This is a genomic window from Streptococcus mitis SK564 (genome assembly GCF_000148525.1).
Taxonomy (GTDB): Bacteria; Bacillota; Bacilli; order Lactobacillales; family Streptococcaceae; genus Streptococcus; species Streptococcus mitis_H.
In genome coordinates this window covers 60774-73375 of sequence record NZ_AEDU01000025.1, presented here as the reverse complement: position 1 = coordinate 73375, position 12602 = coordinate 60774, and the positions used below count along the sequence as shown (strand labels likewise).

Sequence of the window (12602 nt, the reverse complement as noted above, 5' to 3'; positions counted from 1 at the left end):
TTAACCCAACTGAGTTTTGAAGTTTTATTTAGTCTTTCCAAAGTTCTTTAACTTTTGCTTGTACTTCTGCATTTTCTAGGAATTCATCATAGGTTTCATCGATACGGTCGATGACGCCATTTTTAGACAAGACAATGATATGGTTAGCTAGAGTTTGAATAAACTCGTGGTCATGGCTGGCAAAGATGATTGATTCTTTAAAGTTTTTCAATCCATCGTTCAAGCTTGAGATAGATTCCAAGTCCAAGTGATTTGTTGGATCATCAAGTACAAGGATATTTGATTTCAAGAGCATAAGTTTTGAAAGCATGACACGAACTTTTTCTCCCCCTGATAAGACATTTACAGGTTTGTTAACTTCATCTCCAGAGAAGAGCATACGGCCGAGGAAGCCACGTAGGAAAGTATTGTCATCTTCTTCTTTACTTGCGAATTGACGCAACCAGTCAAGGATTGACTCTCCTCCTGCAAAATCTGCCGAGTTATCTTTTGGCAAGTAAGAACGGCTAGTAGTTACTCCCCACTTGACAGTTCCTTCATAGTCAATGTCCCCCATGATTGCACGAATTAGTGCAGTCGTTTGGATGTCATTTTGTCCAATAAGCGCTGTCTTATCACCTGGACGCAAGATGAAGCTAATGTTGTCAAGAATAGTTTCACCGTCAATCTTGACAGATAGATTTTCTACTGTCAAGAGATCATTACCGATCTCACGTTCAGCTTTAAAGTTGATAAATGGGTATTTACGGCTAGATGGAATGATTTCTTCTAAGACAATCTTATCAAGCATCTTTTTACGGGAAGTTGCTTGTTTAGATTTAGATGCGTTAGCAGAGAAGCGAGCAACGAATTCTTGGAGTTGCTTAATTTTTTCTTCCGCCTTAGCATTACGGTCTGCTAGCAATTTAGCAGCAAGCTCAGAAGATTCCTTCCAGAAGTCGTAGTTTCCGACATAGAGTTTGATTTTTCCAAAGTCAAGGTCGGCCATGTGAGTACATACTTTGTTTAAGAAGTGACGGTCGTGGGATACTACGATAACTGTGTTATCAAAGTCAATCAAGAAGTCTTCTAACCATGTAATTGATTGGATGTCTAAACCGTTGGTAGGCTCGTCCAAGAGAAGAACATCAGGTTTACCAAAAAGTGCTTTGGCAAGGAGAACTTTAACCTTTTCACCATTGGCCAATTCGCTCATGTTTTGGTAGTGTAATTCTTCTGGAATGTTTAGGTTTTGAAGGAGTTGAGAGGCTTCGCTTTCTGCTTCCCAGCCTCCAAGCTCAGCAAACTCTCCTTCGAGTTCGGCAGCACGAACCCCGTCCTCGTCTGAGAAATCTTCCTTCATGTAGATAGCATCTTTCTCTTTCATGATGCTATAAAGTTTTTCATTTCCCATGATAACAACATCAATGGCACGTTCATCTTCATAGTCAAAGTGATTTTGACGAAGAACAGAGAGACGTTCATCTGGACCAAGAGAGATGTGACCAGTAGTAGGTTCGATATCTCCGGCTAAAATTTTTAAAAAGGTAGATTTTCCGGCACCATTAGCACCAATTAATCCGTAAGTATTTCCTTCTGTAAATTTGATATTGACATCATCAAAAAGTTTGCGATCACTAAAACGTAGTGAAACATCAGATACTGTAAGCAATGTTTTTCTCCTATATACGTAATATATTTATTCTACTAGAAAATACAGAAATATTCAAATTTTTATTTGTCAATTTTGTGTAAATTACATTTACAGCATCCTTTACACAAATCTGTAAATAGCAAGACTGATTTATTTTGATAAATTACGGTTATTTCATTAAAAAAATGCTATAATTGAAGGGACTATATCGAAGGAGAACAAAATGACTAAACCCATTATTTTAACAGGAGACCGTCCAACAGGAAAATTGCATATTGGACATTATGTTGGAAGTCTCAAAAATCGAGTATCATTACAGGAAGAGGATAAGTATGATATGTTTGTGTTCTTGGCTGACCAACAAGCCTTGACAGATCATGCCAAAGATCCTCAAACCATTGTAGAGTCTATTGGAAATGTGGCTTTGGATTATCTTGCAGTTGGATTGGATCCAAGTAAGTCAACTATTTTTATTCAAAGCCAGATTCCAGAGTTGGCTGAGTTGTCTATGTATTATATGAATTTGGTGTCATTAGCACGTCTGGAGCGCAATCCAACTGTCAAGACAGAAATTGCTCAGAAAGGATTTGGAGAAAGCATTCCGACAGGATTCTTGGTCTATCCAATCGCTCAAGCAGCTGACATCACTGCTTTTAAGGCTAATTATGTTCCTGTTGGGACAGATCAGAAACCAATGATTGAGCAGACTCGTGAAATTGTTCGTTCTTTTAACAATGCATATAACTGTGATGTCTTGGTAGAGCCGGAAGGTATTTATCCAGAAAATGAGAGAGCAGGGCGTTTGCCTGGTTTAGATGGAAATGCTAAAATGTCTAAATCACTCAATAATGGTATTTATTTAGCTGATGATGCGGATACTTTGCGTAAAAAAGTAATGAGTATGTATACAGATCCAGATCATATTCGAGTGGAAGATCCAGGTAAGATTGAGGGAAATATGGTTTTCCATTATCTAGATGTTTTTGGTCGCCCAGAAGATGCTCAAGAAATTGCTGACATGAAAGAACATTATCAACGAGGTGGTCTTGGTGATGTGAAGACCAAGCGTTATCTACTTGAAATATTAGAACGTGAACTGGGTCCTATTCGTGAGCGCCGTATCGAATTTGCTAAGGATATGGGAGAAGTTTATAATATGCTTCAAAAAGGTAGTGAAAGAGCGCGTGAAGTTGCAGGTCAAACCCTATCTGAGGTTAAAGGAGCAATGGGACTTCATTACTTTAACTAAGTTTATTTTACAAGAAACTATCATTTCTATCTCAAAGAAAAGATAGTTTTTTATTTACCCCTGTAACATTTGACAAATTTTTATAGAATGGTATGATAGATACAATATAAAAAGAGTCAAGCTCAAAAATAAAGAAAAGAGGAAACTTCGAATGTCTAATTGGGACACTAAATTTTTGAAAAAAGGTTTTACCTTTGATGATGTATTGCTTATTCCAGCTGAAAGTCATGTGTTGCCTAACGATGCAGATTTAACAACTAAATTGGCAGATAATCTGACTTTAAATATCCCAATTATTACCGCTGCTATGGACACAGTTACAGAGAGTCAAATGGCCATTGCTATTGCTCGTGCAGGCGGTCTCGGAGTTATCCATAAAAACATGTCAATTGCTCAACAAGCAGACGAGGTTCGTAAGGTAAAACGTTCTGAAAATGGAGTTATTATTGATCCCTTCTTCTTGACGCCTGAACATACAATTGCTGAAGCTGATGAGCTTATGGGGCGTTACCGTATCAGTGGTGTTCCAGTTGTTGAAACACTTGAAAATCGTAAATTGGTTGGTATTTTGACAAACCGAGATCTTCGTTTTATTTCAGACTATAACCAACCAATCTCAAATCATATGACCAGTGAAAATCTTGTGACTGCTCCTGTAGGTACAGATCTTTCAACAGCTGAGAGTATTCTTCAAGAGCACCGTATTGAAAAGCTTCCGTTGGTCGATGAAGAAGGCCGTCTTTCTGGTTTGATTACTATCAAAGATATTGAAAAAGTTATTGAGTTTCCAAATGCGGCGAAAGATGAGTTTGGTCGTCTTCTAGTTGCAGGTGCAGTAGGTGTTACTTCAGATACCTTTGAACGTGCAGAGGCGCTTTTTGAGGCAGGGGCGGATGCGATTGTTATTGATACTGCACATGGTCATTCTGCAGGTGTCTTGCGTAAAATTGCTGAGATTCGTGCTCACTTCCCAGATCGTACTTTGATTGCTGGAAATATTGCTACTGCTGAAGGTGCACGTGCCCTTTATGAAGCAGGTGTAGACGTTGTCAAGGTTGGTATTGGCCCAGGTTCTATCTGTACTACTCGTGTGATTGCTGGTGTTGGTGTTCCGCAAGTAACAGCTATCTACGATGCTGCAGCTGTTGCGCGTGAATATGGTAAAACGATCATTGCTGACGGTGGAATCAAGTATTCTGGAGATATTGTAAAAGCCCTTGCTGCAGGTGGAAATGCAGTTATGCTTGGATCAATGTTTGCTGGAACTGATGAAGCTCCAGGCGAAACTGAAATCTTCCAAGGACGTAAGTTTAAGACTTACCGTGGTATGGGATCAATTGCTGCTATGAAGAAAGGTTCAAGCGATCGTTACTTCCAAGGTTCTGTCAATGAAGCAAACAAACTTGTTCCAGAAGGAATTGAAGGTCGTGTTGCTTATAAAGGTGCGGCAGCTGATATTGTCTTCCAAATGATTGGAGGTATTCGCTCTGGTATGGGTTACTGTGGTGCAGCTAACCTTAAAGAACTACACGATAATGCTCAATTTATTGAAATGTCTGGTGCTGGTTTGAAAGAAAGTCATCCTCATGATGTGCAAATTACTAATGAGGCACCAAATTATTCTATGTAAAAAAACAATGAAAAGAACTCCCGTGAAAACAGGAGTTCTTTTACGATGTTGTCAATTTTAATTTACAGAAACTTTACCATCCTGAATAGTAAAGATACTTAGATTTTCTGGCAGATTTTGAAGATGATCTAAGCTTGTTGTTGTGATAAAGGTTTGGATTGAATGAGAAATCGTTTCTAATAATTTTAGTTGTCTAGTGTTGTCAAGTTCGCTCATAACATCGTCAAGCAGTAATATTGGAGATTCTGTAGTAATGCTTTCCATCAATTCGATTTCTGCTAATTTTATCGAGAGGACGAGACTACGATGTTGTCCTTGACTTCCGAAACTAGCATCCATCCCATTTATATAAAAAGAAATGTCATCTCGATGAGGACCGACACCAGTATTCTTTTTAAATAAATCTCTGGATCTACTTTTTTCTAAAGCAATTTTGAAAGATTCGGATAAGTCTTCTTTGTCAGTTAGCTTGACAGAAGATTGATAGGATATTGACAACTCTTCAATCTGATTAGAGAGTTCAAAATGTTTCTTACGCCCAAATGATTCTAGTTTTTTTATGAAATCTAAGCGGTGATTCATCACACGACATCCATAATTAACTAGCTGATCATCTAAGACTGAAAGGAAGGTTTCATCTATTTTTTGAGCTGATTTTAGATAAGTGTTTCTTTGCTTTAGGATGTGGTTATAATTGGTTAAGTCAGATAAATAGATTGGCTTGATTTGTCCAAGTTCCATATCAATGAATTTTCGTCGAACCGAAGGTGCTCCTTTAATTAGTTGTAAATCTTCAGGAGCAAATAAAACAACATTCATGTGTCCTACATAATCTGAAAGGCGTGCCTGTTTTAAGTGATTAACTTTTGTCACACGGCCTTTTTGTGTTAGTTCTATTTCTAGGGGAATGGATCCAGTTTTTTTCTGAACGAGACCTGAAAGATGAAGTTGTTCCTCATCAAAATGAATGAGATTTTTATCTGTTCTAGTTCGATGACTACGCGTTAAGGCTAAAAAATAGATAGCCTCTAGCATATTTGTTTTTCCTTGTGCATTGCGTCCTAAAAAGACATTTAATTTAGGATTAAAGTCTATTTTCGTCTCTTTGTAGTTACGAAAAGTCTTGAGAGATAGGTGTTGTAGCCACATGATTATCTACCAGGGAATCGCGGAGCTTGTTTGCTTTTGGGTGATGAAGTAGGTTTTGATTTGTCTTTTTTTACTCCTTTATTCATCTCCTTAACAAGTTTAGCGATTCTTTCTTTTTCAACTTTATCAGCTTGGTATTCATCTTGTTCTTCAGAAGTAGGTTGTGTCAACAAGATGTCAATATTCATGTCAGGGATGTCAACTTTATCGCCAATACGAAGTTTTTTACCACGACGACTCTCTAATTCCCCATTAAAGTAAACAGAATGTTCAGAGAGAAATGATTTGATAGCTCCTCCGCTATGTGTAATTCCAAGTTCTTTGAGTAGTGCTTGGAGGGTAATAAATTCTTCAAATAATTTGTATTCCATAATTCACCTCAATCTTTGGTATTATACCATATTTTCCTAAAAATAGTGAGAGAAACAGGAAGAAATGTAAGCGATTTTTATTTCAAAAGTGTTACAGAGAACAAGAAAATTTCAGGTTTTCGTGATATAATAGAAGTCTGTATATAAGGAGGTAAATCATGGAGTTAGTGCATGGAATTTCAACACATTTTATCCAATCAAAAAAGTTTAAAACGAACAAAATTACCGTGCGTTTTACAGCTCCATTATCTCTTGATACGATTGCAGGTCGCATGTTGAGTGCGAGTATGCTAGAGACTGCTAATCTGATGTACCCTACTTCTCAAGCTTTGAGGAGACACTTGGCCAGTCTATACGGTACAGATATGTCAACCAATTGTTTCAGAAGAGGGAAAAGTCACATTGTAGAATTGACATTTACCTATGTTCGTGATGAGTTTTTAAGTAGGAAAAATGTGTTGACTTCACAAGTTTTGGAACTAGTAAAAGAAACTCTTTTTTCACCCGTGATAGTTGATAATGGGTTTGATTCGGCCTTATTTGCAATTGAGAAAAAGCAATTGCTAGCAAGTTTAGCAGCTGATATGGATGATTCTTTTTATTTCGCACATAAAGAATTAGATAAATTATTTTTTCATGATGAACGTCTCCAATTGGAATATAGTGATTTACGAAATCGTATTTTAGCTGAAACTCCACAAAGTTCTTATTCTTGTTTCCAAGAATTTTTGGCCAATGATCGAATCGATTTCTTTTTCCTAGGTGATTTTAATGAGGTTGAAATTCAAAATGTATTAGAATCATTTGCCTTTAAAGGTCGAGAAGGAGATGTGAAGGTCCAGTATTGTCAACCTTATTCCAATATCCTTCAGGAAGGTGTGGTTCGGAAAAATGTGGGACAATCCATTTTGGAATTAGGTTATCATTGCCCTTCTGAATATGGTGATGAGCAACATTTACCCATGATTGTAATGAATGGTTTACTGGGTGGATTTGCTCATTCTAAGCTCTTTACAAATGTCCGTGAAAATGCTGGATTAGCTTATACTATTTCAAGTCAGCTTGATTTATTTAGTGGATTTTTGAGGATGTATGCTGGTATTGATCGAGAAAATCGGAATCAGGCTCGTAAAATGATGAACAATCAACTGCTTGATTTAAAAAAAGGTTATTTTACAGAGCTTGAGTTAGAGCAGACCAAGGAAATGATTCGTCGGTCTTTGTTACTTTCTCAAGATAATCAAGGTTCATTGATTGAACGTGCTTATCAAAATGCCTTACTTGGAAAATCTTCAGCAGACTTTAAAAGTTGGATTACAAAACTCGAGCAAGTTGACAAAGATGCTATTTGTAGAGCAGCTAATAATGTGAAACTACAAGCGATTTACTTTATGGAAGGAATAGAATGACAAAGGTTGTTTTTGAAGAAAAATACTATCCAGCTGTAAAAGAAATGGTTTATCGAACTCGTTTGGCCAACGGATTGACAGTTGCTCTTTTGCCTAAAAAGGAATTTAAAGAGGTTTACGGGAGTGTAACTGTACAATTTGGTTCGGTAGATACGCTTGTCACAGAAGTTGACGGAGATGTAAAAGAATATCCTGCGGGAATTGCTCATTTTCTTGAACATAAATTATTTGAGAGAGAAGATTCTAGCGATTTGATGTCGGCTTTTACGAGTCTAGGTGCAGATAGTAATGCCTTTACAAGCTTTACAAAAACAAGCTATCTTTTTTCAGCAACGGATCATTTTTTAGAAAATTTAGATTTACTTGATGAATTGGTAACATCAGCACATTTTACTGAAGATTCCATTTTAAGAGAGCAGGATATTATTCAGCAAGAACGAGAAATGTATCAAGATGATCCAGATTCGTGTTTATTCTTTTCAACCTTAGCGAATTTATATCCTGGCACACCTTTAGCAACGGATATAGTTGGAAGTGAGGAGTCCATTTCCCAAATCTATCTAACGAATTTGCAAGAAAATTTTACAAAGTTTTACAAACCTGTAAACATGTCTCTGTTTTTAGTTGGCAATTTTGATGTGGATCAAGTACAGGACTATTTTGAAAGAAAAGAATTGAAAGATTTAGATGTTCAGGAAGTAGCAAGAGAAAAGTTGCTTTTACAAGATGTAAAACCAACAGATAGTATGAGAATGGAAGTATCTTCTCCCAAACTAGCGATTGGAGTTAGAGGTAAGCGAGGAGTTTCTGAGGCGGATTGCTATCGACATCATATTTTATTAAAATTATTGTTTGCAATGATGTTTGGTTGGACTTCGGATCGTTTTCAAAAGTTATATGAATCAGGTAAAATAGATGCGTCCCTATCTCTTGAAATTGAAGTAACAAGTCGCTTTCATTTTGTTATGTTGACAATGGATACGAAAGAGCCAGTTGCTTTATCTCATCAATTTAGGAAGGCCATTCGTAATTTTACAAAGGATTTAGATATTACAGAGGATCATTTAGATATTATCAAAAGAGAGATGTTTGGAGAATTTTTCAGTAGCATGAACTCTCTTGAATTTATTGCAACGCAATATGATGCTTTTGAACATGGTGAGACAATTTTTGATTTACCGAAAATTTTACAGGAAATTACTTTAGAGGATGTCCTTGAAGCAGGACATCACTTAATAGATGATGGTGACATAGTTGATTTTACAATATTCCCATCGTAGTAACCTATCATAATAGACACTAGAAAGAAGGGATGACAAGTATGAGGAAAAAAACAATTGGTGAGGTTTTACGATTAGCTAGAATCAATCAGGGATTGAGTTTAGATGAATTGCAGAAAAAGACAGAAATCCAGTTAGATATGTTGGAAGCAATGGAAGCAGACGATTTCGATCAACTTCCAAGTCCTTTTTACACGCGTTCTTTCTTGAGAAAATATGCATGGGCTGTTGAGTTAGATGATCAAATTGTTTTGGATGCTTATGATTCTGGGAGTATGATTACTTATGAGGAAGTAGATGTTGATGAAGACGAGTTGACAGGTCGTAGGCGTTCAAGTAAGAAAAAGAAGAAAAAAACATCCTTTTTACCTTTATTTTATTTTATCCTTTTTGCCTTATCGATTTTAATTTTTGTGACCTATTATGTTTGGAACTATATTCAAACTCAACCAGAGGGACCTTCTCTTTCTAATTACAGTGTGGTTCAATCAACAAGTTCAACTAGCTCTGTTCCCCACTCCTCAAGTAGTAGTTCATCTAGCAGTTCTTCTAGTGTAGAATCAGCGATAAGTGTATCAGGCGAAGGAAATCATGTAGACATAGCTTATAAGACAAGTAAGGAAACAGTTAAATTGCAATTGGCAGTTTCAGATGTTACAAGTTGGGTCAGCATTTCAGAAAGCGAACTTGAGGGCGGTGTAACCTTATCGCCAGAGAAGAAAAGTGCAGAAGCAACAGTTGCAACAAAAAATCCTGTAACCATTACGTTAGGTGTTGTAAAAGGTGTTGCTTTGACAGTAGATAATCAGACTGTTGATTTATCGAAATTAACAGCTCAGACTGGACAAATCACTGTAACCTTTACTAAAAATTAAGGAAAAACGAATGAAAAAAGAACAAATTCCCAATCTCTTAACAATAGGTCGAATTCTCTTTATACCTATTTTTATCTTTGTTTTAACGATAGGAAATTCGACAGAGAGTCATATAGTGGCAGCTATTATCTTTGCTGTTGCCAGTATTACCGACTATTTAGATGGATATTTAGCTCGTAAATGGAATGTAGTCAGTAATTTCGGTAAATTTGCAGATCCTATGGCGGATAAACTACTAGTTATGTCGGCTTTTATTATGCTGATTGAGTTAGGTATGGCTCCTGCTTGGATTGTTGCAGTAATCATCTGTCGTGAGTTGGCTGTGACAGGTTTAAGGCTTTTACTGGTTGAAACTGGCGGAACGGTTTTAGCAGCGGCAATGCCTGGAAAAATTAAAACTTTCAGTCAGATGTTTGCCATTATTTTCTTGCTATTACATTGGACTTTGCTTGGTCAAGTTCTACTTTATGTAGCCTTGTTTTTCACTATCTACTCTGGCTATGATTATTTCAAGGGTAGTGCTTATGTATTTAAAGGGACATTTGGTTCGAAATGAAATCAATAATTGATGTAAAAAATCTTTCTTTTCGCTATAAGGAAAGTCAGGAATACTATGATGTGAAAGATATTACGTTTCACGTGAAACGTGGAGAATGGCTTTCGATTGTAGGGCATAATGGTAGTGGTAAATCAACGACGGTTCGATTAATTGACGGCTTACTGGAAGCGGAATCCGGAGAGATTGTAATTGATGGCCAACGGCTGACTGAGGAAAATGTTTGGAATATACGTCGTCAAATCGGTATGGTTTTTCAAAATCCAGACAATCAATTTGTTGGAGCGACTGTTGAAGATGATGTTGCTTTTGGTTTGGAAAATCAGGGCCTTTCTCGTCAAGAAATGAAAAAGAGAGTGGAAGAAGCTCTGGCTTTAGTTGGCATGTTAGACTTTAAAAAGAGAGAGCCGGCGCGTCTATCAGGTGGCCAAAAGCAACGTGTGGCCATTGCAGGCGTTGTAGCCCTAAGACCAGCTATTTTAATCTTAGATGAAGCAACGAGTATGTTGGACCCTGAGGGGCGTAGAGAACTGATTGAGACAGTACAGGGAATTCGGAAAGACTATGATATGACGGTCATTTCTATTACCCATGATTTGGAAGAAGTTGCCATGAGTGACCGCGTATTGGTCATGAAAAAAGGGGAAATTGAATCAACTAGTAGCCCAAGAGAACTTTTCTCTCGAAATGATTTAGATCAAATTGGATTAGACGATCCTTTTGCCAATCAATTAAAACATTCTTTGAGCCAGAATGGCTATGATTTACCTGAAAATTATTTGACAGAAAGTGAGCTAGAGGATAAGCTATGGGAATTGCTCTAGAAAATGTGAGTTTTACATATCAAGAAGGGACTCCCTTAGCTTCAACAGCTTTGTCGGATGTTTCTTTGACGATTGAAGATGGTTCTTATACGGCGTTAATTGGGCATACAGGTAGTGGCAAATCAACTATTTTACAACTATTAAATGGTTTATTGGTTCCAAGTCAAGGGAGTGTGCGAGTTTTTGATACCTTAATCACCTCGACTTCTAAAAATAAAGATATTCGTCAAATTAGAAAACAAGTTGGCTTGGTATTTCAGTTTGCTGAAAATCAGATTTTTGAAGAAACGGTTTTGAAAGACGTTGCTTTTGGACCGCAAAATTTTGGAGTTTCTGAAGAAGATGCGGAGAAGATTGCGCGTGAGAAACTGGCTCTGGTTGGAATTGATGAATCACTTTTAAATCGTAGCCCGTTTGAGCTGTCAGGGGGACAAATGAGACGTGTGGCCATTGCAGGCATACTTGCCATGGAACCAGCTGTATTAGTCTTAGATGAACCCACAGCAGGCCTGGATCCTCTGGGTAGAAAAGAGTTGATGAATTTGTTCAAAAAACTCCACCAGTCAGGGATGACCATTGTCTTGGTAACGCATTTGATGGATGATGTTGCTGAATATGTGAATCAAGTCTATGTGATGGAAAAGGGACGTTTAGTTAAGGGTGGTAAGCCAAGTGATGTCTTTCAAGATGTTGTCTTTATGGAAGAAGTGCAGTTGGGAGTACCTAAAATTACGGCCTTTTGTAAACGATTGGCTGATAGAGGCGTGTCATTTAAACGATTACCGATTAAGATAGAGGAGTTCAAGGAGTCGCTAAATGGATAGTATGATTTTGGGGCGTTATATCCCAGGGGATTCGATTGTTCACCGGTTGGATCCACGTAGCAAATTACTGGCTATGATGCTACTGATTTTAATCGTTTTTTGGGCTAATAATCCCTTGACGAATTTAATTCTTTTTATAGCGACAGGGATCTTTATTGCCTTGTCAGGAGTATCTCTTTCATTTTTTATTCAGGGCTTGAAGTCTATGTTTTTCTTGATTGCCTTCACAACTATTTTTCAACTATTTTTCATTTCTAATGGGAATGTTTTATTTGAATTTTCGTTTGTGAGAATCACAGATTATGCTTTGCAACAAGCTGGGATTATTTTTTGTCGCTTTGTATTGATTATTTTCTTTTCAACTTTGTTAACCTTAACGACCATGCCCTTAAGTTTGGCATCAGCTGTCGAAGCTTTATTAGCGCCTTTAAAGCGTGTGAAAGTTCCGGTTCATGAAATTGGATTGATGCTGTCCATGAGTCTACGTTTTGTTCCGACCTTAATGGATGATACGACGCGGATTATGAATGCACAGAAAGCGCGTGGAGTGGATTTTGGTGAAGGAAGCATTGCTCAAAAAGTAAAGGCTATGATTCCTATTTTGATTCCTCTTTTTGCGACAAGTTTAAAACGTGCAGATTCTTTGGCTATCGCCATGGAAGCGCGTGGTTATCAGGGTGGAAAAGGTAGAAGTCAATACCGACAATTGAAATGGACTCGAAAGGATACGCTGACCATTCTTGTTATTATCGTACTTGGTTGTTGCTTATTTTTCTTAAAATCTTAGTAGCATTTAAAGAAT

At 37.3% G+C, this 12602-nt stretch carries 12 protein-coding genes; 9 read left to right on the top strand and 3 right to left on the bottom strand.

The annotated features are described in order from the left end of the window. Positions 1 to 28: 28 nt before the first annotated feature. Complete coding sequence (locus tag SMSK564_RS10900; RefSeq protein ID WP_000958766.1) at positions 29 to 1651, bottom strand: ATP-binding cassette domain-containing protein; 1623 nt, start codon at positions 1649 to 1651, stop codon at positions 29 to 31. Positions 1652 to 1856: 205 nt separating this feature from the next. On the opposite strand from SMSK564_RS10900, the gene trpS reads away from it, so the two are divergent. Both trpS and guaB read left to right on the top strand, forming a co-directional pair. After that, positions 1857 to 2882, top strand: coding sequence for a tryptophan--tRNA ligase (gene trpS, locus SMSK564_RS10895; protein WP_000165479.1), 1026 nt, complete (start codon positions 1857 to 1859; stop codon positions 2880 to 2882). A 151-nt stretch (positions 2883 to 3033) separates the two neighbouring features. Next, positions 3034 to 4512, top strand: coding sequence for an IMP dehydrogenase (gene guaB, locus SMSK564_RS10890; RefSeq protein ID WP_000073430.1), 1479 nt, complete (start codon positions 3034 to 3036; stop codon positions 4510 to 4512). Between the two features lie 57 nt (positions 4513 to 4569). Here guaB and recF read toward each other — a convergent pair whose 3' ends face one another. Continuing rightward, positions 4570 to 5661, bottom strand: a complete 1092-nt coding sequence (gene recF / locus SMSK564_RS10885) for a DNA replication/repair protein RecF (RefSeq protein WP_000266674.1) — start codon at positions 5659 to 5661, stop codon at positions 4570 to 4572. 2 nt (positions 5662 to 5663) lie between these two features. Then, positions 5664 to 6032, bottom strand: a complete 369-nt coding sequence (gene yaaA / locus SMSK564_RS10880) for a S4 domain-containing protein YaaA (RefSeq protein WP_000455897.1) — start codon at positions 6030 to 6032, stop codon at positions 5664 to 5666. 158 nt (positions 6033 to 6190) lie between these two features. Between yaaA and yfmF the strand changes: the two genes are divergently transcribed. The 7 genes from yfmF to SMSK564_RS10855 are packed head-to-tail and all read left to right on the top strand — an operon-like array spanning position 6191 to position 12587. After that, the gene (gene yfmF / locus SMSK564_RS10875) at positions 6191 to 7441 is read left to right on the top strand and encodes an EF-P 5-aminopentanol modification-associated protein YfmF (RefSeq protein WP_000424283.1); all 1251 of its coding nucleotides are present in this window, start codon (positions 6191 to 6193) and stop codon (positions 7439 to 7441) included. Further along, a complete protein-coding gene (gene yfmH / locus SMSK564_RS0103025; protein ID WP_000170221.1) occupies positions 7438 to 8721 on the top strand; it encodes an EF-P 5-aminopentanol modification-associated protein YfmH in 1284 nt (427 codons plus the stop codon). The genes yfmF and yfmH overlap by 4 nt, the downstream gene beginning before the upstream one ends. Before the next feature lie 41 nt (positions 8722 to 8762). Then, positions 8763 to 9596: a cytoskeleton protein RodZ gene (gene rodZ, locus SMSK564_RS10870; RefSeq protein WP_001227964.1), complete on the top strand. Its 834-nt coding sequence runs from the start codon at positions 8763 to 8765 to the stop codon at positions 9594 to 9596. A 10-nt stretch (positions 9597 to 9606) separates the two neighbouring features. Further along, on the top strand, positions 9607 to 10152 hold the full coding sequence (pgsA, locus tag SMSK564_RS10865; protein ID WP_000712139.1) for a CDP-diacylglycerol--glycerol-3-phosphate 3-phosphatidyltransferase: 546 nt from the start codon (positions 9607 to 9609) through the stop codon (positions 10150 to 10152). Continuing rightward, positions 10149 to 10976 carry an energy-coupling factor ABC transporter ATP-binding protein gene (locus SMSK564_RS10860; protein WP_000835727.1) on the top strand — a complete coding sequence of 276 codons (828 nt, stop codon included), beginning with the start codon at positions 10149 to 10151 and terminating at the stop codon, positions 10974 to 10976. The genes pgsA and SMSK564_RS10860 overlap by 4 nt, the downstream gene beginning before the upstream one ends. After that, positions 10961 to 11800 (top strand): energy-coupling factor transporter ATPase, encoded by an 840-nt coding sequence (locus SMSK564_RS0103020; protein WP_000510423.1) that lies wholly within the window; start codon positions 10961 to 10963, stop codon positions 11798 to 11800. The genes SMSK564_RS10860 and SMSK564_RS0103020 overlap by 16 nt, the downstream gene beginning before the upstream one ends. Next, positions 11793 to 12587, top strand: coding sequence for an energy-coupling factor transporter transmembrane component T family protein (locus SMSK564_RS10855; RefSeq protein WP_000377890.1), 795 nt, complete (start codon positions 11793 to 11795; stop codon positions 12585 to 12587). Before SMSK564_RS0103020 ends, SMSK564_RS10855 begins: the two co-directional genes overlap by 8 nt. Positions 12588 to 12602 lie beyond the last annotated feature (15 nt).

Excerpts from the sequence above, each read along its gene's own strand:
- yfmF (WP_000424283.1), top strand. The coding sequence starts at position 6,191 with ATGGAGTTAGTGCATGGAATTTCAACACATTTTATCCAATCAAAAAAG.
- trpS (WP_000165479.1), top strand. The coding sequence starts at position 1,857 with ATGACTAAACCCATTATTTTAACAGGAGACCGTCCAACAGGAAAATTG.
- rodZ (WP_001227964.1), top strand. The coding sequence starts at position 8,763 with ATGAGGAAAAAAACAATTGGTGAGGTTTTACGATTAGCTAGAATCAAT.
- guaB (WP_000073430.1), top strand. The coding sequence starts at position 3,034 with ATGTCTAATTGGGACACTAAATTTTTGAAAAAAGGTTTTACCTTTGAT.
- recF (WP_000266674.1), bottom strand. The coding sequence starts at position 5,661 with ATGTGGCTACAACACCTATCTCTCAAGACTTTTCGTAACTACAAAGAG.
- yfmH (WP_000170221.1), top strand. The coding sequence starts at position 7,438 with ATGACAAAGGTTGTTTTTGAAGAAAAATACTATCCAGCTGTAAAAGAA.
- yaaA (WP_000455897.1), bottom strand. The coding sequence starts at position 6,032 with ATGGAATACAAATTATTTGAAGAATTTATTACCCTCCAAGCACTACTC.
- SMSK564_RS10855 (WP_000377890.1), top strand. The coding sequence starts at position 11,793 with ATGGATAGTATGATTTTGGGGCGTTATATCCCAGGGGATTCGATTGTT.
- SMSK564_RS0103020 (WP_000510423.1), top strand. The coding sequence starts at position 10,961 with ATGGGAATTGCTCTAGAAAATGTGAGTTTTACATATCAAGAAGGGACT.
- pgsA (WP_000712139.1), top strand. The coding sequence starts at position 9,607 with ATGAAAAAAGAACAAATTCCCAATCTCTTAACAATAGGTCGAATTCTC.
- SMSK564_RS10860 (WP_000835727.1), top strand. The coding sequence starts at position 10,149 with ATGAAATCAATAATTGATGTAAAAAATCTTTCTTTTCGCTATAAGGAA.